The sequence below is a fragment of the Amphritea sp. 1_MG-2023 genome (assembly GCF_030547545.1).
Classification (GTDB): Bacteria; Pseudomonadota; Gammaproteobacteria; order Pseudomonadales; family Balneatricaceae; genus Amphritea.
Genome location: NZ_JAUOQE010000001.1, coordinates 27587 through 49122, shown reverse-complemented (window position 1 = coordinate 49122; position 21536 = coordinate 27587). Strand labels below are relative to the sequence as shown.

Sequence of the window (21536 nt, the reverse complement as noted above, 5' to 3'; positions counted from 1 at the left end):
GCGTAACGCTAACTTGATACTGCCGCATCGCTCAGTCCGCCACCTAAAACACGATACAGTACGATACGGTTATTCAGATCGGCTTGGCGCGTGGTAATTAACGCTTGTTGGGCGCTATACAGGGTTCGCTGCGCTTCCAAGGTATTTTGAAAGCTATCAACGCCATTGCTATAACGGGCTAATGATAAATCGTACTGACGAGTAGCGGCTGTCACTAAAGCGTTTTCGGCATCCAATTGTTGTTGGATCGTTGTCCGTCGTGCGAGCGCGTCGGCGACTTCTGCGAAAGCGTTTTGAATCGCATACTCATAAGCCGCCAGTGTTTTCTGTTGTATCGCCTCACTGTAGGCGAGATTAGCCTCATTCGAGCCCGCATCGAAAATGGGCAGGGTTAAGCTAGGTGCGATTGTCCAAATAGAACTGCCCCCACTGAAGAGATCTGTCAGAAGCGTACTGGCCACACCACCGGTAGCGGTCAATGATAGGGTGGGAAAAAATGCCGCTCGGGCGACACCAATATCGGCATTAGCAGATTTTAAACTGTGCTCGGCCGCCAAAACATCGGGGCGTTGCAGTAACACCGATGAGGATAATCCCGCAGGCACATCATTCACCAATGTTGCGCTATCAGGTAGGGCGATGGGTAACAGGCTGTCATCGAGTGTTTCACCGACGAGCAGGTTCAGGGCATTGATATCCTGCGCTACCTGCGTTTTGTAAGCAGCTGTATCCGCGCGTGCATTGTGATAGATCGTGGCCGCACTGAGCACATCAATTTCTGAATCGACACCGAGGCTTAAACGCTTCTGAGTGATCTCCATGGCTTGTTGAGCGTTGTCCATGGTCTCTTTGGCTAGCGTCAAGGCGCTTTGATCCGCGGCTAAAGTGAGCCAAGCATTGGCGATTTCTCCGATAAGCGAAATTTTAGCGGCTTTGGCTGTTGCTTCGCTGGCTAAATAGGCTTCCATTTGAGCCTCAGTTAAACTTCGGTTTTTGCCAAATAGATCAATCTCATAGCTACTTAAGCCGATCTCGGCTTGATAGCTAGAGCTTATATCACCGGAGGAGGATTGGCTGCGATCGCCACTTAATCCCGCATCAATTTGCGGCAATTGATCGGCTCGCTGAACCCGATAAGTGGCGCGAGCAGCGGCGACATCGGCAAGGGATTGACGTAAGCTTCGATTACTCTCAAGTGCTAAGCTAATCACGCTGGCTAAAAGAGGCTCATGGATAAAGTTCTTCCACGGCACCTGTACGGCTTGCTCGGCGGATAGCCCTGCAACATTGGTATCGAGTGAGTGCTGCCAATCATTGGCGAGCGGTAGCTCGGAGCGCGTATAGTCTGGCGCGAGCGAGCTACAACCGGCAAGTAAGAGAGCGCAGGCGAGGGGTAATAACCTAGCCGGACGAGGTATGTCAGTACTTAACTTAGTCATGATTACGTTCCTCTAACGTTGCTGCGTCGTCATACACGGGGCGTCTTGACGGGAACAGCCCACGAATCAACACAAAGAAGAGGGGGACCAGAAATATCCCCAATACGGTTGCGGTGAAGGTGCCACCGACAATACCGGTACCGATCGAGATGCGGCTATTGGCCCCTGCGCCGGATGACAGTGCTAGGGGTAAAGTACCAAAGATGAATGCTAACGACGTCATGATGATCGGACGCAAGCGTAACTTGGCGGCTTGTACGGCGGCATCAATTAACGAAGCACCCCGTTGATAGGACGTTTCGGCAAACTCGACAATCAAAATGGCATTTTTTGAGGCCAGACCAATGGTCGTCAATATTGCCACTTGGAAGTATATATCGTTTTCTAGCCCTCGCATGCTGGTGGCTAATGCCGCGCCAACCACGCCTAGCGGGATCACCAGAATAACCGATAGCGGCACAGACCAGCTCTCATACAAGGCGGCCAACGCGAGGAAAACCACCAAGATCGAGATCGCGTATAGCATTGTCGATTGACCACTGGAGAGTTTCTCTTGATAGGATAAACCACTCCAAGCATAGCTAAGTTTGCCTTGACCGATCTCTTGGGCGAGGCGTTCCATTTCATCCATTGCTTGGCCGGAGCTAACACCGCTGGCGGGCGCACCCTGTATCTCGTAGGATGCAATACCATTAAAGCGTGACAGACTTTGCGGTGTACTTGACCAAGAGGACGTACTGAAGGCCGAGAACGGCGTCATGGTGGTTTCGCCGGCGGCATTTTGGCCGCGAACATGCCATTGATTGAGGTCGTCAGGCTTAGAGCGATATTCAGCATCACCTTCAATATAGACTTTTTTCACTCGACCATCATCGATGAAGTCATTCACATAGGAACCTGCCCAAGCCGAGGTAAGAGTGCTGGCAACATCCGCCAGAGATAACCCCAGTGCGGTTGCTTTGCCACTATCGATATCAATTTTAACTTGTGGCGTCTCACTGAGGGCTCCCTCCCTGATCGCCGTGAGTAAGCCGCTTTGTCGCGCTTGGGTTAACAGTTCATTCTTGAGGGCGGTTAATTCAGCGCGGCTGGTGCCGGAGGCCGCTTGTAATTCAAAGGTAAAGCCGTTGCTTTGGCCTAAACCTCGAATGACCGGTTGCGACATGGCAAATATATTCGCATCCCGAACCGATGATAGATTTTGATTCATTCGTTGAATCAACGCATCGGCACTTTGATCTTCTCGAGGGCGCTCACCCCAGGGTTTTAATGATACGAAGCCTAGACCGGCATTTTGTCCACTCCCTGAAAAGTTAAAACCCGCCACCGAGAAGGCGCGAATAACACTATCCGTTTCATTCTCAGCCAAGTATTGCTCTACCTGCTCGGCAACGGCGCGGGTACGTTTGATCGATGCACCACTCGGCAAGCTAATTTGGTACATGATGCTGCCTTGGTCTTCCTGCGGTAAAAAGCTTGTTGGCAGACGCACGATCAATACACCGAGAATCACAACAATCACCCCATAGACTAACACCCAGCGTATTTTGCGGCTGATAATGCCTTGTACATGACCGGTGTAGGATGCTGTCATGCGATCAAATAAGCGGTTAAAGCCGGCAGAAAATCCTTTGCCACTGCTGTTATGTTCGGTTTTGGTAAGCAGGCTGGCGCATAAGGTTGGGCTGAGGGTCAGAGCAACGATTACCGACAGGGTCATGGATGAGACAATGGCGATAGAGAACTGTTTATAGATAACCCCAGTTGAACCGCCAAAAAAGGCCATCGGTAAGAATACCGCCGATAGCACGACGGCAATACCCACCAGTGCGCTACTGATCTCTGACATCGATTCAATGGTGGCATCCCGTGGTGATAGATTTTTTTCGCGCATTAAGCGCTCAACGTTTTCCACCACCACGATGGCATCATCCACGAGTAAACCGATGGACAAGACAATACCAAACATCGTTAAGGTATTAATTGAAAAGCCAAACGCCGAGAGCACACCAAAGGTGCCCAGCAGTACGATGGGTACGGCGATGGCGGGGATGAGCGTAGCCCGCCAGTTTTGAAGAAACAACCACATTACCAGTACAACGAGCACGACCGCTTCGGCGAGGGTTTGTACCACTTCACTGATTGAAATTTTGATAAAATCGGTGCTGTCCCTTGGGAAGGTGATCTCGTAACCGTCGGGCAGGTTAGCTGCCAGCTCAGCGACTTTTTCCTTAACCAGGGTCGCGGTGTCGAGTGCGTTCGCACCTGGTGATAACATCACGGCAATACCTGACGCTGGGTGGCCGTTTAAGCGAGGAATAACATCGTAACTTTCACTGCCAATTTCGACCCGAGCAAGATCACTTAAGCGAACATTGGCCCCCGATGTATCGTATTTTACGATGATGTTGCGAAACTGTTCCGGCGTAGACATCATCGATTGTGCGGTGACGGTGGCATTGAGCTCCTGACTCGCTAAGGCGGGTAAGGCGCCTATCTTACCTGCAGGTACCTGTACGTTTTGTGCCTCCAAAGCACTGATAATATCGGATGGCATTAATTCATAGGCAGCTAATTTGGTTGGATCTAACCAGATGCGCATCGCATATTTTGCACCAAACACACGGATATCACCGACACCATCTACACGCGCTATGCTATCTGACATGTTAGAGGAGATGTAATCCGCAATATCAAATGCATTCGCTTGGTCAGTGGAGTCATAGACGGCGGTGACCAAGAGGAAATCAGAGTTTGATTTAGTTACCGTTACCCCTTGAGATTGGACCGAGTCGGGGAGTCGCGAGTTGACTTGTTGAACTTTGTTTTGCACCTGAACCTGGGCGAAATCAGCATTAGTACCTTCTTCAAAGGTGATTTGAATTTCTGCTGTGCCATCAGAGGTGCTGGATGATGAGAAGTACAGCAATCCGTCAAGACCGGTTAATTGCTGTTCTAAAATTTGCGTCACACTGTTTTCAACCGTTACGGCGTCGGCTCCGCTATAAGTGGTTTTGACGCTGATAACGGGCGGCGCAACACTGGGATATTGCGCGATCGGCAGCGACATAATGGAGGCGATACCGGTGAGCATGATGATGATGGAAATAACCCAAGCAAAGACTGGTCGGTCAATAAAGAAACGGGCAAACATAGGTTATGCCCCCCCTTGTAATGACGCAGCGTCAGGGCTGGGTTCTACCACAGATATCATCGAGCCGTTGCCGTCTATATTGACACGTATTGGTTGCACTTCACTGCCGGGGCGAACTTTGCCAGACCCTTCGACTAAAAGTTTATCGTTGGCCGACAAGCCGCTGGTGATGACCCACTTGTTGTCAATGGCATCGCTGGTTTGTACGATGCGCCTTTCTACGCGATTATTATCATCAATCACGTAAGCATAGGCTTGGCCATCAGCGGCGTGATAAATGCCTTGTTGAGGCACCACAATAGCGTTCTCATTGACGGCTTCATTAACCTGGGTGCGGACAAACATACCCGGTAATAATAAGCCATCAGGGTTAGGGAACTCGGCGCGCAGGGTAACGGCGCCGGTTGCGGAATCAACGGCGACTTCTTGCATCTTGAGTTGGCCTTCGTGATCGTATTCACTGCCGTTTTCAAGCGTGAGTGTGACGGTAGTGGTGCCTTGGGTGACGCCCTTCTCACGAATTAATTGACGCAGTGTTAATAGTTCAGTACTGCTCTTTGTCATATCGACATAGATCGGGTCTAAGGTGCGGATCGTGGCTAATGCTGAGGTTTGTTGTGAGGTCACTAACGCCCCTTTGGTAACACTAGAGATGCCGATGTGCCCTGAGATAGAGGCTCTGATTTTGGTGTGCTCAAGGTCAATGGCCGCAGTCTCTAAAGCCGCTTGATACTTTTCAATATTAGCTTTCGCTTCTAAATAGAGGGCATGGGCATCGTCGGCATCTTGTTGCGAAATACCCTGAAGTTTGATCAATTTTGCATAGCGTTGATCTTTTAATTTGGCGGTCTGTAGGGCCGCTTTAGCGCTGTTTAAATTGGCTTTTGCTTCGTTATAAGCGGCTTGATAGCTGGCCGGATCAATTTGATAAAGGAGTTGTCCCTGTTCGACTAAATTACCTTCTTGAAATTGACGTTGTTGAATAATACCGCTCACCTGTGGCCGCACTTCGGCGACTTGTGAGGCCACCACTCGGGCCTGCATCTGAGTATTAATATTGTGGCTGGCGGTTGTCACACTAACGTAGGAAACGGCGGGGACAGACACGCTTTTCGTCGGTTGACTGTCTTGTAGGCAACCACTGAGTAACGCGGTTATGAGTACTAGCCCCCCAATTTTGTTTGAATATTTCATCATGGAATGTTCCTAAAAATAAATAATAAAGACGAGGCTTAAGACGAATCAGCGATTCGGGCTATCGTGATTTTTGAATAGCGCAACACTGATAGATGTCCAGTTATTGGTTCAGCTTAACAGGGACAAGGTTAAAGTCGGGTTAATGCGTCGTAAGGCGATTAAAAACGTTCTGAGGCGTAAGCGGAGGATCTAAAAAACCTTGAATAAACAAGGTAGTACCAAACATAAATAGGGGGTGTTGTAAATATCCGCACAGCGGAGGTAAAAAAATGGTATTATTATTAGTCACCATTAAAACGGAGTTACTTTATGGCAGTTAAGTCTAAAAAAACAGCAGCAAATGAAACTCATGATTCTATTGCCGAGCAGACAGCCGCATTCTTGGAAGCGGGTGGTGAAATTCAGAAAATTGATAAGGGTGTTTCGGGTCGTGAAAATAATGCAGGCCCACGGCATATCGTATTAGGCAAACCATCCCCTAGATAGTTCCGCTTGTTGATTTGTTTGACCCGCGCTCCTGTTTTAGTATTCGATATGTGTGTTTAATCTGGCTATATGCCGGTCGCATTGTTCGTAGTAGGGCGCGAACATTTTTTTATTTTTTATCAGCATTAAACGTTTCGATATACTGACTTCTTTTCCCGTTTTATTTTCCGCCTATTGCGGCCGTTTTTAGCTATCTGCTGATGAGTTTTATAGGGCAGAGCTTCTTTTACTTAAGCAGATATTATATTTATGACCACTAAAGCATTTACGCTCCAACGCATCTGTAATTTTGCTGGCAAGACTTTTGATCCTAATTCAGATGAACAGGTAAGCGAAGTTTTACGTAACAAATTTAATATATTTTTACCGCAACGCCGGCGCATAGATGAAGCGATGGAAGCGGTTGCAAGCGATCATGATGTTATTAGTCTGATTTTGCAGTACCGCTCGATGGCTTAAATGACATGATTTTCTAGACTGTCTTTTTCGAGGGGGCTTTAAAACAGGCTTGTCTAAGGGGGATTTTAGAAAAGCCTGATAGGTGCTGATGATTAAGATATCGGGTTGATATCATCAGCGAACTGATCGCCGCGATTAAGACAACAGCGTGAATATCTCGTCTTCCGGCAATCTAGATTTAGGCAAACCCGCATTGAAATCGGCTTGACTATGATAGCCCAGCGCAATCAGGGCGAGTGCTGTATAGCCTTTTTCCAGTAGACCAAACTCTTCGTTAAGCGCTTTAGTGTCAATACCTTCGATAGGGACAGCATCAATGCCCAGTGCGCCAGCGCCGAGCAGTACTGTGCCCATGTTGAGGTAAACCTGCTTTTCCATCCAGTGCTGTGCGTCTTTTAGCTCGAAGCGGTGCAAATTGACAAACATTGAACGGCCATTGTTCACACCCTCTTTAAAGGAAGGCTCAGCAAAACGTCCGTCATTATCCTCTACCGTCAGCAGGTGCTGCAGATAGGCATCATCTATATCTGTTTTGGCACAAAATAGAATAACGTGGGACGCGTTGAGTACTTTGGCTTCATTAAATGAAAAGGCTCCCTGAGTACCTGCGCTGATGCGTTTACGTGTTTCTGGTGAATCGGCAATGATAAAGTGCCAAGGTTGAGAGTTAACGCTCGAAGGGCTATAGCGCAGGACGTCTTTGATCTGCTGAAACTGTGCTTCGGGGATGGCTTTATTGCTATCAAACTCTTTAGTTGAATAACGAGACTTCACAATGTCGGTCAAGTTCATGTCATTTTTCTCCTAGTCTATCTCGAGCAATGTTGAGTGGTTTGGCCAATGGCTGAGCCACTCAACGAGCGCTCATTTTAATCTAAATTGCAGGCGTGTTTAATCGAGTTAATCACGCGACGCTTTGCTTTTTCAGTTTTATAGCGCTTTGGCGGGTAACGGTTATAACAGCGATACAAAGTTCATATATTGTTCTAGCTCACCGATGACACACTCTTCCATTAACGCACCGGTTTCCATGGCATAAGGTTGCTTGAAATGGATGTCCCAGACATCAGATTCTTTGCGCCAATGCTCATAGACAACCAAGGTTTCGTCATCGCCTTCGACGGTGTAAAGATCGAACAGCAAGCAGCCGTCTTCGGTGCGGGTGTGGGTGATGTGTTTTTCAAACTGCTGGATCAGCTTTTCCCGACTGCCAGGCTTAATTTTAAAGATGAAGAAGATGTTAAATAACGGATCTTCTGGGTTGGCCTGTTTTAATGCAATGGGGGCAGGCTGAGTGTCATTGACGGTAAATACTTCAATCGGTTTATCCTGCGCTTGTTCTGCCAGTGCTAGCAGCTCTTTTGTGTAGGGCTGCTGCATATGAGTCGCTAATGCGGCTTCATCTTGCCAGCGGTCATAGGCAAAAAATAGATTGGGGTTAGCATTGTCCCGATAGAGTCGCATTTCAAGGTTGCCGGGTTCCTGTGCAACGCCTTTTTTATTCACTGATAGGGCCGCGGCAAATGCTTCGCTGAACTCAGGTTTAATTGAAAATTTAATAATTTGAGTAAAAGCCATGATGATTCTCCTGATGAAATTAGATGTTTAGAAGCCTTCGAGTACGATTTTTCCCCGCGCTTTACCCGTTTCAAGCTGTGCGTGCACTTTCTTCAAATTATCAGCATTAATGCGGCCGGCGATTTCGGTCAGTGTGGTTTTGATTTTTCCTGCATCAATCAGTTCTGCCACCTTGCTTAACAGCTGGTGTTGGGCGGCGATATCGCTGGTACCAAACAAGGAGCGGGTAAACATCAATTCAAAGTGCACGGAGATCGACTTCATAACGAACGGGCGGCTGTCAAAGGCGTCGACTTCGTCGGTTAAACTGAAGCGTCCCTGTGGCGCGATTAGCTCAGCAATATCTGCGAGGTGATGTTGGCTGTGGTTGGTCGAAAATACGAATCCAGGTGCACCCAAGCCTAAGGCGTCAATCTGTGGTGCCATCGGTTTGCTGTGATCAATAACATGATGGGCGCCAAGCTCTTCCACCCAAGCTTGCGTCTCGGGGCGTGACACGGTGGTGATAATAGTCATGTCAGTCAGGGCGCGTAACAATTGAATCGCAATGGAGCCAACGCCACCGGCGCCACCAATAATCAAGATCAGCTTGCCGCCCTGAGTGGTTGGACGGGTGACATCTAAGCGATCGAATAATGCTTCCCACGCGGTAATGCTTGTCAGCGGCATCGCCGCTGCTTCTGCATGGCTGAGGCTGGTGGGTTTTTTCGCCACGATACGTTCATCTACCAAATGGTATTCACTGTTTGTGCCTGGACGAATCATGGAGCCGGCATAGAAAACTTGATCGCCTACTTGAAAGTTTTGCACCGCTTCGCCGACCGCCTCAACCACCCCCGAGGCATCATAGCCTAAGACATTCCAGCCACCCTCAGGAGCGGGCATACCCTGTCGGACTTTATAGTCAACGGGGTTAACGGAAACGGCCTGAATCTTAACCCGTAGGTCTTGGCCTTGTGGTATTGGCTGATCGAGACTGATATCGACGAGAGCTTCTTGACGGTCGATACTGCCGGGGGTTTGATATCCAATTGCTTTCATGGGCGCCTCATCTGGGTGTAAACGGTTGATTGGTCTTGCTTAATATGAGGCTTATGTTAGCTATCCCGTTTACAATGATCATCTAGCTATATCAGGATTGATTTTCCTGTTTTTCGGGATAGTATTGAATGGATAACGATCTATCTGTTGAGCGGAGTCTGTCTTGGATCTGGATTTAAAAACCTTAGCGTTATTTGTGCGTATTACTTCACTCGGCGCTATTGGTCGAGCAGGGGAGGAGTTCGGCTTATCGTCAACCAATGCCAGTCAGCGGATACAGGCGTTAGAGGTAACGTTAGGCGTTAAACTTTTCCACCGTACGACACGGGTCGTCACGTTGACCCATGATGGACAGGTGTTTTTAGAACATGCGAAACGTATCCTCGATGATGTGGAGGAAACTTGGAACGTCTTTAAGGGGGACGACGATAAGGTACAGGGGAAGATTCGCTTAACGGTGTCGGCCTCTTATGGGCGTATCTATCTAGTCCCTTTTATCCCTGAATTATTAGCAAAGTATCCTCATTTACAAATTGAGATCGATTTTACCGATAAAACCATCGATATCGTGGAGCAGGGATACGATATTGCTTTTCGAATGCACGCGCTCGAATCGACCAGTTTATTAGCCCGGCGCATAGCCGATAACCCGATGATCTTAGTGGCTTCGCCAGCGTATCTGCAGCAGTGGGGCATCCTCAAACACCGGCGGAGCTTGCTCAGCATCGTTGCATTCCGTTTGCTAAATCTAACCATTGGCGCTTCAAAGATAAGGCGGGTGAAACCCATGAGGTGTCGGTATCAGGGCCTATCACCGCCAACTGGGGTGATGCGATTGCCGATTTAGTGGAAGCGGATATGGGGATTGGAATGGCTTCGTTATGGCATGTTGGTCCAGCGATTAAACAGGGCAAGGTCGTACAGGTTCTACCTGACTATAAGATTTGGCCCGAAACCCGTATTTGGGCTGTTCGGCCACCGGGGCGGTTAACGCCGGTGCGGGTAAAGGTGTTTTTAGATTTTATTGAAGAGGTTATTAGAAAAACGAATATTGAGCGCTATGGGGATTTACTGTAATACTTGGTTTATGAGCTTTTCTTTGACTACATAAGCAAGCCTTTTAGGCTGAAAAACCGGGAGGAATGCTCCCCCGGTTTTGTTGCTGGTCGATTAAAGCTACACCGACTCGGCGCTATCAAACCAACATGTTACAGCAACATAGCGGTTTATCGTTCAGCTTTGATAGTGGTCCAAGCCCTGTTTAAGATGCGGTCGAACTTAGCCGTGTGTATCTTCCTTAGCCTTAACGATACTCTAGGGTTTCAATATCATTGGCCTTTTTAGGCAAGCTGCGTAAAAACTTCCTCTGCTGATAATCTCGACTTAGGCCGTGCTGCATGAAATCTGTTGGGTGAACAGCAATAGCGCTATCATCTCGTTGATGAGGCCGTATGATTGTTTGTTATTAAAAGGGTTCTAGGCATTTATAAAGACGAATGGTTCTCACCGCGTGATAACGTTGGTATGGTGTTCTAGCTCGCCGATAAGGCTATTCTCGGTGTGCATGGCATAAGTTACTGACGATGGCAGTGATGGTTTGAGCATTTTGTTGCAGCGATGCCCCTGATGGGTTGCTCAGAGTCTCAACCCTAGTCTTAGTGTGTCAAAAACGGGCATTATAATATTAAATGCAGTCGTGCTTTGTTTGTCACGATTAGCGGTTGATGAATGGACTAAATGTTGACTCAAAAGCTAGTGAGGTTTTAGATTGAATCACTCAACGAGTTTCCTGAGTATGGTGCTCGATTCAATGACGGAGAGTATCGTCGTCATCGATGAGCAGGGTCGTATCGAATATACCAATAACAGTTGGTTGGCGTTTGGCAAGGATAATGGCTGTGCATTGAGACAGGATTGGCGCAGCGTTAATTATCTACATGAGTGCGATAAGGCGGCTGAGCAAGGGGATATGTTTGGCCTCTCTGCAGGCGATGGTATTCGCCGTGTGATTGAGGGGCGAGTCGCTACATTCAATTTCGAGTATCCCTGTGATAGTCCCGATGAAAGGCGATGGTTTCTGATGAGTGTTACCCCCTGTATCAGCGATAATGTTCGCTATATTGTCATCTCTCATCGGAATATCACTGAGCGAAAGTTAGCCGAAGAGCGTGTGCACAAGCTGGCTCAATCAGATAGCCTAACGGGTATTGCGAATCGCAGAGTACTGTATGAGTTTTTGGATAATGAAATTAACCGGAGTATTCGCTTAAAGCATAATCTATGTGTCGCGTTAATTGATTTAGACCATTTTAAATTAATAAACGATACCTATGGTCATGATGTGGGGGATTCATGTCTGATTAAAGTCACCGAGATCTTATCCTGTTACTCGCAGAGAAGCGTCGATCAGTGCGCGCGGTTGGGAGGTGATGAGTTTGTCATTATCTGGGGAGAGACCTCATTAGCCGTAGCGCGTCGCTTAAGTCAAACCATTATTGATGAAGTCAGCGCACTGCGAATACCGAATAAGGGGGCTCCGGTGAATCAATACTTGACGGTGAGCGTTGGGTTAACATCGCTGATACCGGCGCGAGGTGTTTCCGGTGTCGATGTGTTAAAGATGGCGGATGATCGTCTCTATGAGGCTAAAGAGGGCGGCCGAAATCGATTGATGTGCCTATAGATGTGTTACTAACGGGATAGACTTTTAAGTGCTAGCCCGGTGGCCTATTTTATAAACGAGCGATTGGCGACAGCTTAGTCAAACGTCTACTAAACTAAAAAAGACTGTATTAGTGTCGAACGAATGTGTCATTGTTGAGGATAATGTAATACAAAGGAGTGTCGATACAGTTTGAAACTTCAATCTAAGCTATTGAGTAAAAGCGCTTACGCTTTTTATTTCTTACTCTATATCGGTTCGGCCTGGTTTTTTTCAGTGTTTAGTCCTCAGGCTCAAATCGTATCCTTATGGCCTCCTGCCGGCGTGGCGTTAGCCGGTTGTCTTATCTTTGGCCGCTGTTTTTTGCCCGCCGTGTTGCTTGGTTCACTCAGCTTTAACACGGGGTCTTATCTCTGGCAGCATGGGCAATTGGATCTATCGGTATTGCTGAGTTCGTTGGTGATCGCGCTGGGTTCGGTTCTACAGGTTTGGATGAATTTTAAACTACTCTATCTGCGCCGTATTAATATTCTCGATGCCCCTTCATATTCCCATGTAGCAATGTTTATAGCGATTGCGTTGGCATGTTGCTTGATCAGTGCCGTTATTGGTAATGAAGCGTTGATATTTTTTTCGCTGGGCGAAATTGATCGACAGGTGCATTGGGCCAATATATCAATCTGGTGGACGGGCGATTTTCTGGGCGTGATTCTGGTCACGCCGTTACTCTTGAGTTTACGGCGTCGGCAGGTTGATCGATTAACTCGCTTACGTTTGCTGAAGGCCTTATCACTGCCGTTACTATTGATCATCGTGGTGTTTCAGGTGGCTCAGCAATATATTGAATATACGGTAGTGAAAACCACGAACAATGAGTTTGTATTAAAAGCAGAAGCGCTTGAAAATAATTTTAAGCAGAATATGAAAGATTACACCGATGCTCTAAAACAGTTAGCCGTTTGGCTAGGGCAAACAGACAAGGTGACTAAAGAGGCGTTTATTGATCAAACTGAGCGGTTAAGAATGCATCGACCGGGTATTAAGGCTATGTCTTGGAATCCGCTGATCGAGCAGCACAAAGCGACGCTGTTTGAACAGTCTGTGCAGCAGCAAGGTTATGCTGATTTTAAGATTAAAGGCACACCGTTAACGCCAACGGATCCGTTAGTTGTTGTACAGTATATCGAGCCGTTGGAGGAAAACCGTGCGGCCTTAGGGTTTAATGTTTTTTCCAATCCCGAGCGTAAAAAAAGTATGCTCACGGCTAAAGAGACACATGTTGATAAAGCAACAGATATCATTCAGTTAGTGCAATTGGAAAAAAATGTGCCGGGTTTTTTGATATTTTCACCGGTTTATCAACGGGTTGATTCAGCGAATATATCTCTCGGTGGGTATGAAGCGCTGCGCGGCTTTGCTGTGGGTGTTTTTCAGGTTGACGACATTCTTCAGCATAGCCTTAGGGATGCGAGTCAACTAATGGAGCTGTATATCTATGAAAACGGCAATCCGGCTAACGCTGTTTTTGGCAATCCCGATATGTTGTTGGCTGTTGATGCGGCAGAAGGCCTGAGTTATCAGTTTGAGATGCAGTTCGCTAATCATCAATGGACCTTTAACCTGCATGTCAGTCCAAAGGGTGTCACGGTTCTGAGGGTCGGTGATACACTGAACTTTTTGGCCGCTCAGGCGGTATTTGGTCTTTTAGCGGTGTTTATCGTGTTATCTGCCTTTGGCTATTATGAAAAACTTAATCGATTGGTCAGCCGTCGGACACAAGAACTGAAGCAAGTGAACGCCGATTTACAACGATATGCCTTTTATGATTCGTTGACGGGACTACCGAATCGACGTTTGTTTCTTGATCGACTGCAACACACACTCGATTTATGTCAGCGCAATAATACGGTCGTGGCACTGTTATATATGGATCTAAATGGTTTCAAAGTCGTCAATGATAGCTTGGGGCATGAGTGTGGTGATCAGCTATTAAAAGAAGTGAGTCGCCGCTTCAGTAGTGTCTTGCGCCATAGCGATACCTTGGCGCGCATAGGGGGCGATGAATTTACGCTCATTTTGCCGGACAATCCCAGCCGGGCGGATATTCTGATTATCGTTGAAAAGCTAAGCGATAGCTTAAATGAGCCGATTGAATTAGGTAGTAACCATGCGAAAATTTCAAATAGCATTGGTGTGGCGCTTTACGCTAAGGATGGTGACAACTTAATCGACCTGGTTGCGGCGGCCGATGCTGCGATGTATGCGGCTAAAAGAAAGGCAGAAACGGTATGTTTTTATGCCGATGGTTTGCGAGATGTGGATCGGCTGCAGAGCAATGGGCCATCAAGCTAACGTCTATAGTGTTGCTACAGCCGTTTGGCTGAGGACCGCTTCTCAGCCTATCTCGATTCGCTATCGTCGATATTGATGAGGGATTGCCTCAGTGCTGTTGTTTAAAATCGTTTTTCAAGAACTCATTTCAAAACCGTATTGTCAGACATCGATGTAATCACGCGATAATGTCAGGTCGACTCGATATCGCGCGTCTGCAAATGAGTTTACTCTGAGGGTGAGTTTGTATCAGGTAAATTAATCGTTATCCGGTTGACGGCTGTCGTGAGGCTAAGGCTTGGCTGTTTAGCTTATTCGAGTAGGTTGGTTTCTAGCTGATGGATGGTGTCGTTTGTGCTTGTCTTGGGGCAGGAAGGGCGACTCCAGACATACCAGAGCGCGAAGACAACGCTTGTCGCGGCCAGTAACTTTAAACCGAGATGAAAAGGTAGGAAGAAGAGAGGATAGCTGATCATTAGTAGCATCATGACGGTAGAAAAAATTTTCGCTTTGAAGGGAATGATACCATGGGCTTCCCAGTCACGGATAAAATGACCAAACGTGGGTTGATTAAGCAGGTACTGATGTAGGCGTTCAGAGCTTCGGGAGAAGCAGAAGGCCGCCAGTAAAAGAAATGGCGTGGTTGGTAATAATGGTAGTAGCACACCGATAATACCCAGCAGGACGAATATAAAACCGCCTAATAGATAAAGTGTTCGGATGATCGTGTGGCGCACAGTTTATCCTCGGTTGTTGGGTTTGGATTATCCTAATAGATCGATGGTTAAGGTAACTAACGGATATCGATCAGGCAAACTTTAAATTCTATCGATCTGCGACATGGCAGAGTAAGGCCGTTGATTGAATATTAGAGTGATTTTAGCTTGATTACGATTTAATTCGTTGAGATTTTTATTGCTATCGCTGGCTATGTGACTCGCTTTTACCTCCCCCTGTTGGGGCATTTACGCCCAACTAGGCAGAAAGGTAGTATCGATATAAGGACAAAAAGCGCTTATCGGCCATGTCGATGACTATTTTTTGTCAAAAATAATGAACAATATAGGGTCATTATACTGTCGGTATCGGTGTTACCGCTGTCCATAGCAATGACCCTACATCAAGCAAAAGGTGTGTTCCATGAGCAAATCTTCCAGCAAGCCTGCATTTAACTGGGAAGACCCATTCTCCCTTGAAAGCCAACTGACCGAAGAGGAGCGCATGGTACGTGATGCGGCCCGCGACTACTGTCAGGGGCAGCTGTTACCGCGGGTGACAGAAGCTAATCGTCACGAGATCTTCCACACCGAGATTATGCAGGAGCTGGGCGGCCTTGGTTTACTCGGTTCCACCTTGCCAGAACAGTATGGCGGCTCTGACGTTAACTATGTCTGTTATGGCTTGGTTGCTCGAGAGGTTGAGCGAGTTGATAGCGGTTATCGTTCGGCGATGTCGGTGCAGTCCTCGCTAGTGATGCATCCTATCTATGCTTACGGCAACGAACAACAGCGCATGAAATATCTGCCGAAACTGGCATCTGGCGAGTGGATCGGTTGCTTTGGTCTAACGGAACCGGATGTGGGCTCTGATCCTAACAATATGAAAACGCGCGCGACAAAAGTCGATGGTGGCTATTGTCTAAAAGGCGCGAAGATGTGGATTACCAATTCGCCGGTGGCCGATGTTTTTGTCGTTTGGGCTAAGCTCGATGGCGTGGTGCGTGGCTTTGTTTTGGAAAAAGGCATGCCGGGTCTGAGTGCACCGAAGATTGAAGGTAAGTTCTCACTGCGGGCTTCGGTGACCGGTGAAATCGTCATGCAAGATGTGTTTGTACCAGATGAAAACCTGCTCCCCAATGTGCAGGGGTTGGCTGGTCCGTTCGGCTGTTTGAATAAAGCCCGCTACGGTATTGCTTGGGGCTCGTTGGGTGCGGCAGAGTTCTGCTGGATGGCGGCACGGCAATATACGCTCGATCGGATTCAGTTTCAGCGACCACTGGCGGCGAATCAGTTGGTGCAGAAGAAGCTGGCGGATATGCAAACCGAGATCTCGCTGGGGCTTCAGGGGTGCTTGCAGATGGGGCGTTTGATGGATGATGATTGCTGCCCAGTGGAGTTAATCTCGCTGATGAAGCGTAACAACTGCGGTAAGTCGTTGGATATCGCCCGTGTCGCTCGTGATATGCACGGTGGTAATGGTATCTCCGATGAATTTGGCGTTATCCGTCATGTGATGAACCTAGAAGCGGTGAATACCTACGAAGGCACGCATGATATTCATGCGCTGATTCTGGGCCGTGCAATGACAGGCATTCAGGCGTTCTTCTGATGTCGGGTGCACTGAGTCATATCAAGGTATTGGATTTAAGTCGTATTCTGGCGGGCCCTTGGGCCGGTCAGTTACTGGCTGATTTCGGTGCCGAGGTGATTAAAGTGGAACGGCCCGATGGTGGTGATGATACTCGCAGCTGGGGGCCGCCGTTCGTCAAGGATGAACAAGGAAACTCGGCTGATGCGGCGTATTTTCATGCCGCTAATCGTGGCAAGCATTCAATCGCGATCGATATCTCCAGCACGGAAGGTCAGGCGTTAATTAAACGTTTGGTGGCCGAGGTGGATGTGGTCATCGAAAACTATAAAGTCGGTGGGCTGAAAAAGTATGGTCTCGATTACGCCAGTCTACAGGCGATCAATCCTGCCCTGATCTATTGCTCTATCACTGGCTTTGGTCAGGATGGACCCTATGCCGAACGGGCCGGTTATGATTTTATGATTCAGGCCATGGGTGGTTTGATGAGTGTCACCGGTGAACCCGATGGCGCGCCGATGAAAGTCGGTGTGGCGCTGGTGGATGTGATGACGGGGCTGTACGCCTGTAATGCGATTCAGGCGGCGCTACTGCATCGGCGAGAAACCGGTATTGGGCAGTATATTGATATGGCGTTATTGGATGTACAGGTGGCAACTCTAGCAAATCAAGCGCTGAACTATCTGGCAACTGATCAATCCCCTGAGCGGTTGGGTAATGCTCACCCGAATATCGTCCCCTATGAGGCTTTTCCAACCGCCGATGGGCATATTATTTTGGCAGTGGGTAATGATGCGCAGTTTGCTAAATTCTGTGACCTAGCAGCGGTGCCTGAGTTAGCCGTTAATCCTGCTTTCGCGACCAATGCTTTACGGGTAGAGAACCGAGCCTATCTGATCCCTTTGATGGCGGAATTGATGCTGAATCACGCGAGTCGTTGGTGGTTAGACAATTTAACAGCAGCAGGGGTGCCGTGTGGTCCCATTAACACACTCGATCAAGTGTTTAATGATCCGCAGGTAAAGTATCGTCAATTACGCCTCGATCTGCCGCATCCCGTTGTTGGTTGTGTGCCATCGGTGGCGAATCCGGTGAAATTTTCGCACACCCCTATCGAATATCATCGGCCATCTCCGATGTTGGGCGAACACACGCAAGCGGTACTCACCGAGTTGGGGCTTTCGCAAGCAGAGATTGTTCAGCTAAAGGCCAGTAAGGTGATTGGCTAACTTTAGGCGAGCAATTGGCTGGTGGTATTGATAATCGTTTTTAAAGCGCTTGTTACGCGGCGCACCCATTTAATGCTTTTTACGCCGTTTTTATAGAGCGTTTTAAACCTACGGTAAGCCGTGAGTGATTCGCTTTTGATATAAGCGTATGTAAAAAATTCTTTAGTTTGTGGGTCATTCTGAGCGGTGCTACGGATGACCCGACTGTTTTGGAGTCACACATGATTAATTTGAAAGATCCCTCTTTGTTAAAGCAACAAGCCTATGTTAACGGTCAATGGATCGATGCCTTAAATGGTGACGTCAATCCGGTGATCAATCCCGCCACCGGCGAGCAGATCGCGACGGTACCTGATTTAGGGGTTGAAGAAACCGAAGCGGCGATCGCTGCCGCAGAGGTCGCCTTCAAAAGCTGGAAAAAGAAAACCGCGAAAGAGCGCTCAGTGCTGCTGCGTAACTGGTTTGAACTGATCGTTGCGAATAAAGATGATCTGGCGATGCTAATGACCGCAGAGCAAGGTAAGCCATTGGCAGAGTCCGCCGGTGAAGTATTGTATGGTGCCTCCTTTATCGAGTGGTTTGCCGAAGAAGGTAAGCGAGCTTATGGCGATGTCATCCCCAGTCATGCCGTCGATAAACGTATTATTGTCACCAAAGAACCTATCGGTGTTACCGCCGCAATTACCCCGTGGAACTTTCCTAACGCGATGATCACGCGTAAATGCGCCCCAGCATTGGCGGTGGGTTGCACCATGCTGATTAAGCCGGCGGAAGATACACCACTGTCGGCATTGGCATTGATGGAACTGGCGGATCGCGCGGGTATTCCGGCGGGTGTTATCAGTGTGTTAACCACCAAGCGTCCAATCGAAGTCGGCAAGGCGCTGACCGATAGTTCGGTGGTACGTAAGCTGTCCTTTACGGGCTCGACGCCAGTGGGTAAACAGTTGATGCGTCAGTGTGCCGATACCGTGAAGAAGACCTCTATGGAGCTGGGAGGCAATGCGCCGCTCATCATCTTTGACGATGCGGATCTGGATAAGGCCATCCCGGCGGCGATAGCGTCTAAATACCGTAACTCGGGACAAACCTGTGTCTGTGCCAATCGGTTATTGATTCAGAGTGGTATCTATGAAGCCTTTGCACAGCGTTATGCCGCTGAGGTGGCTAAGCTTGAGGTGGGTAACTGTTCCGAAGGGGAGTTTCAGCAGGGGCCGTTAATCAATCAGGCAGCGGTAGAAAAAGTTACTGCGATGGTGGATGATGCGGTGGCCAAAGGCGCCCGTATTATTGCGGGTGGAAAGCCTCATGCGCTGGGGGGCAATTTTTATGAACCCACTATCGTCGCGGATATTAGCGCCGATATGCGCTTAGCCCACGAAGAGATATTTGGTCCGGTGGCGCCGCTGTTTCGTTTCGAAACCGAAGAAGAAGCGGTGCAGATTGCCAACGATACCGAATTTGGTTTGGCTGCCTATTTCTTTACCCGTGATTACGCGCGTGTTTTTCGTGTATCTGAGGCGCTGGAATACGGTATGGTGGCGGTGAATGACGGTATTCTATCGACGGAAGTGGCCCCTTTCGGTGGCGTTAAAGAATCGGGTACCGGTCGTGAAGGTTCGAAATATGGCATGGATGATTATCTGGAGCTTAAATACACCCTGGTGGGTGGGCTTTAAGTCCGTCAGCGGCTGAACCCCGTTATCATATCGTTGATCGCTTGAGTCGTGCGTTGTGCGACTCGAGCACGCCCCTTCCTCCTATGCCGTTCTTTGTATAAAATATTTTACACACAGAGTCATGCTGAGGTGTGATTGTTCTCATAATGAAAATTGACGGTGGCAACTGACGTGGAGCATATGGATGTTGGCGAACGCTTAAAAGCGATTCGCAAAATGAACGGGCTGTCGCAACGAGAGCTGGCGAAACGAGTCGGCGTCACGAACAGCACGATCTCGATGATTGAGAAAAATGGTGTGAGCCCTTCGGTGAGTTCATTAAAGAAGGTGTTATCAGGTATCCCTATCTCGATTGGCGATTTCTTTACCTTGGACTTAGACGATATTGAGCCCGATAGCGTGGTATATAAAGCCGCAGAGATGCCCGATATAGGTTCTAATAACCTGAGTCTTAAGCTGATCGGCGGCCGCTATAAGGGACGCTCGATGGATCTGTTGGTTGAGCGCTATGAACCCGGTGCAGAAACCGGTCCGGAGATGCTCCAGCACCCAGGTGAAGAGGCCGGGGTGGTTATCCGCGGAGAGATAGAACTGACGGTGGGCTTTCAGGTCTACCACCTGAAAACGGGTGATGGTTATTATTTTGATAGTAACCGCCCACATCGGTTTCGCAATAGCTTCGCTGAGGTATGCGAGATCGTGAGTGCCAACCCCGCTGTTTAACGGTCTTTGATGGGTGTCTCAAGCGTCGATGTGGAGGCTGTACTCTCGATTGGCGTTGTTAGACTCGCTTCCTTATCAGCTTGATGAGTGGCTGGATTGTCGAGTGAGGAGCTGTCTTCAAATTTAATCACGGCCTTTTGTAGAATCAGTGTATTAGGGTAGGTAATGATTTCGCCTTGACGCCGGATGATTACATGAAACAGGGTGATCTCGTCGACGATCCCGCGAATATCATCATCCTTATCGACAACCTTGATCGCATCGCCCACTCGATAAGGAAAACCAAAGAAGATAATTAGGCTGGCAGTGATATTGCTGAGGATCGACCACTGAGCAAACATCGCCACACCAATAACGGCAAAAACGGATGACAAAAAGACGGATAGCTGCGAATACTGAATGCCTAAGATGAGCGTTAACAGTGTCAAGAATAAGACGGTTAAGGCAATGTTGAGGGTTTTAGCGATATATTTTAATCGATAGGAATCGGTGCCTTTTATTTCTCCGAGTCGATTGATGCTACGATTGATTAAACGGATCGCCAGCGCATAAGCGACGATGACGGCGAGCACGATAAAGTACTTCATCATTTATACATCTCCCGATTTTTCATTGTCATGCTGGGTCATCACTTCGTTGAGCTGATCCAGCTTGGTATGCAGTCGCATGATCTGCAGCTCGAGTTTTAGGTTTATTTCGTAAGTGGCATCTTGTTTGATCCGGTCTTTGGCCGACTGCCGGTTTTGCGACATCATAATAATCGGGGCTTGAAAGGCCGCCAAACTTGATAGACCCAAGTTGAGCAGGATATAAGGGTAAGGATCAAATGGTTTGTCGATCAGTAAATAGCTATTGAGCACAATCCAGGCAATGATGAACAGAAAAAATAGCGAGATAAACCACCAAGAACCACCGAATCGAGCGACGATATCAGCCACTTTCTCACCGCTGGTCAGGCTATCGCCATAGGTGTCATTAATGTTTTCCGACACGGTGGTGTGTTCGGCAATACTCGTGATGACTTTCTGCTCTTTCTTGGCCAGCGCGCCATAGCTTTGTCCCAACAGCGCTTTTGCCAAATTCTCAAAGTAATGTTTCATGGCGATAACCTAGATGACTGATTGAATACTGGAGGGGGCGCACAGCCGTGCCTTGATTTACGAAGGTCGATGAAAGTAATGTATCTTATTATGCTAGTGATAAGCCATTCTCTTTCAGTTAAACATAGCTTAAATCGCTCCTCGATGGGCT

At 48.1% G+C, this 21536-nt stretch carries 19 protein-coding genes; 10 read left to right on the top strand and 9 right to left on the bottom strand.

What is annotated here, in order from left to right; translation table 11 throughout:
* Positions 1-8: 8 nt before the first annotated feature.
* The 3 genes from Q4488_RS00200 to Q4488_RS00190 are packed head-to-tail and all read right to left on the bottom strand — an operon-like array spanning position 9 to position 5790.
* On the bottom strand, positions 9-1439 hold the full coding sequence (locus tag Q4488_RS00200; protein WP_303578425.1) for an efflux transporter outer membrane subunit: 1431 nt from the start codon (positions 1437-1439) through the stop codon (positions 9-11).
* Positions 1432-4593 carry an efflux RND transporter permease subunit gene (locus Q4488_RS00195; protein WP_303578424.1) on the bottom strand — a complete coding sequence of 1054 codons (3162 nt, stop codon included), beginning with the start codon at positions 4591-4593 and terminating at the stop codon, positions 1432-1434. The genes Q4488_RS00200 and Q4488_RS00195 overlap by 8 nt, the downstream gene beginning before the upstream one ends.
* Before the next feature lie 3 nt (positions 4594-4596).
* Complete coding sequence (locus Q4488_RS00190) at positions 4597-5790, bottom strand: efflux RND transporter periplasmic adaptor subunit (protein ID WP_303578423.1); 1194 nt, start codon at positions 5788-5790, stop codon at positions 4597-4599.
* Positions 5791-6099: 309 nt separating this feature from the next.
* On the opposite strand from Q4488_RS00190, the gene Q4488_RS00185 reads away from it, so the two are divergent.
* Both Q4488_RS00185 and Q4488_RS00180 read left to right on the top strand, forming a co-directional pair.
* A complete protein-coding gene (locus tag Q4488_RS00185) occupies positions 6100-6276 on the top strand; it encodes a hypothetical protein (protein WP_303578422.1) in 177 nt (58 codons plus the stop codon).
* 249 nt (positions 6277-6525) lie between these two features.
* Positions 6526-6735 (top strand): hypothetical protein, encoded by a 210-nt coding sequence (locus tag Q4488_RS00180; protein ID WP_303578421.1) that lies wholly within the window; start codon positions 6526-6528, stop codon positions 6733-6735.
* Between the two features lie 135 nt (positions 6736-6870).
* Here the strand turns inward: Q4488_RS00180 and nfsB are convergent, their stop codons facing one another.
* The 3 genes from nfsB to Q4488_RS00165 form a co-directional block, all read right to left on the bottom strand.
* Positions 6871-7527, bottom strand: a complete 657-nt coding sequence (gene nfsB, locus Q4488_RS00175; RefSeq protein WP_303578420.1) for an oxygen-insensitive NAD(P)H nitroreductase — start codon at positions 7525-7527, stop codon at positions 6871-6873.
* Positions 7528-7689: 162 nt separating this feature from the next.
* A complete protein-coding gene (locus Q4488_RS00170) occupies positions 7690-8313 on the bottom strand; it encodes a putative quinol monooxygenase (protein ID WP_303578419.1) in 624 nt (207 codons plus the stop codon).
* A gap of 27 nt (positions 8314-8340) precedes the next feature.
* Positions 8341-9354, bottom strand: coding sequence for a zinc-binding alcohol dehydrogenase family protein (locus Q4488_RS00165; protein WP_303578418.1), 1014 nt, complete (start codon positions 9352-9354; stop codon positions 8341-8343).
* Between the two features lie 163 nt (positions 9355-9517).
* Here Q4488_RS00165 and Q4488_RS00160 point away from each other — a divergent pair, with 163 nt between their 5' ends.
* From Q4488_RS00160 to Q4488_RS00145, 4 genes are all read left to right on the top strand, one after another.
* Positions 9518-10201 carry a LysR family transcriptional regulator gene (locus tag Q4488_RS00160; protein ID WP_303578417.1) on the top strand — a complete coding sequence of 228 codons (684 nt, stop codon included), beginning with the start codon at positions 9518-9520 and terminating at the stop codon, positions 10199-10201.
* On the top strand, positions 10087-10431 hold the full coding sequence (locus Q4488_RS00155; RefSeq protein WP_303578654.1) for a LysR substrate-binding domain-containing protein: 345 nt from the start codon (positions 10087-10089) through the stop codon (positions 10429-10431). The genes Q4488_RS00160 and Q4488_RS00155 overlap by 115 nt, the downstream gene beginning before the upstream one ends.
* A gap of 691 nt (positions 10432-11122) precedes the next feature.
* Positions 11123-12037: a diguanylate cyclase gene (locus tag Q4488_RS00150; protein ID WP_303578416.1), complete on the top strand. Its 915-nt coding sequence runs from the start codon at positions 11123-11125 to the stop codon at positions 12035-12037.
* A gap of 171 nt (positions 12038-12208) precedes the next feature.
* Positions 12209-14368: a diguanylate cyclase gene (locus Q4488_RS00145; RefSeq protein WP_303578415.1), complete on the top strand. Its 2160-nt coding sequence runs from the start codon at positions 12209-12211 to the stop codon at positions 14366-14368.
* 290 nt (positions 14369-14658) lie between these two features.
* Here Q4488_RS00145 and Q4488_RS00140 read toward each other — a convergent pair whose 3' ends face one another.
* Complete coding sequence (locus tag Q4488_RS00140) at positions 14659-15084, bottom strand: YbaN family protein (protein ID WP_303578414.1); 426 nt, start codon at positions 15082-15084, stop codon at positions 14659-14661.
* Between the two features lie 403 nt (positions 15085-15487).
* On the opposite strand from Q4488_RS00140, the gene Q4488_RS00135 reads away from it, so the two are divergent.
* The 4 genes from Q4488_RS00135 to Q4488_RS00120 all read left to right on the top strand — a co-directional run bounded on the left by Q4488_RS00135 (position 15488) and on the right by Q4488_RS00120 (position 20285).
* Positions 15488-16675 (top strand): acyl-CoA dehydrogenase, encoded by a 1188-nt coding sequence (locus tag Q4488_RS00135; protein WP_303578413.1) that lies wholly within the window; start codon positions 15488-15490, stop codon positions 16673-16675.
* Positions 16675-17883, top strand: a complete 1209-nt coding sequence (locus Q4488_RS00130; protein ID WP_303578412.1) for a CaiB/BaiF CoA-transferase family protein — start codon at positions 16675-16677, stop codon at positions 17881-17883. Before Q4488_RS00135 ends, Q4488_RS00130 begins: the two co-directional genes overlap by 1 nt.
* A gap of 221 nt (positions 17884-18104) precedes the next feature.
* On the top strand, positions 18105-19562 hold the full coding sequence (locus tag Q4488_RS00125) for an NAD-dependent succinate-semialdehyde dehydrogenase (protein ID WP_368411559.1): 1458 nt from the start codon (positions 18105-18107) through the stop codon (positions 19560-19562).
* A gap of 180 nt (positions 19563-19742) precedes the next feature.
* Positions 19743-20285: a cupin domain-containing protein gene (locus Q4488_RS00120; RefSeq protein WP_303578652.1), complete on the top strand. Its 543-nt coding sequence runs from the start codon at positions 19743-19745 to the stop codon at positions 20283-20285.
* Here Q4488_RS00120 and Q4488_RS00115 read toward each other — a convergent pair.
* On the bottom strand, positions 20282-20875 hold the full coding sequence (locus tag Q4488_RS00115; RefSeq protein ID WP_303578411.1) for a mechanosensitive ion channel domain-containing protein: 594 nt from the start codon (positions 20873-20875) through the stop codon (positions 20282-20284). The genes Q4488_RS00120 and Q4488_RS00115 overlap by 4 nt on opposite strands.
* Positions 20876-21385: a DUF1003 domain-containing protein gene (locus tag Q4488_RS00110; RefSeq protein ID WP_303578410.1), complete on the bottom strand. Its 510-nt coding sequence runs from the start codon at positions 21383-21385 to the stop codon at positions 20876-20878.
* Between the last annotated feature and the right edge of the window lie 151 nt (positions 21386-21536).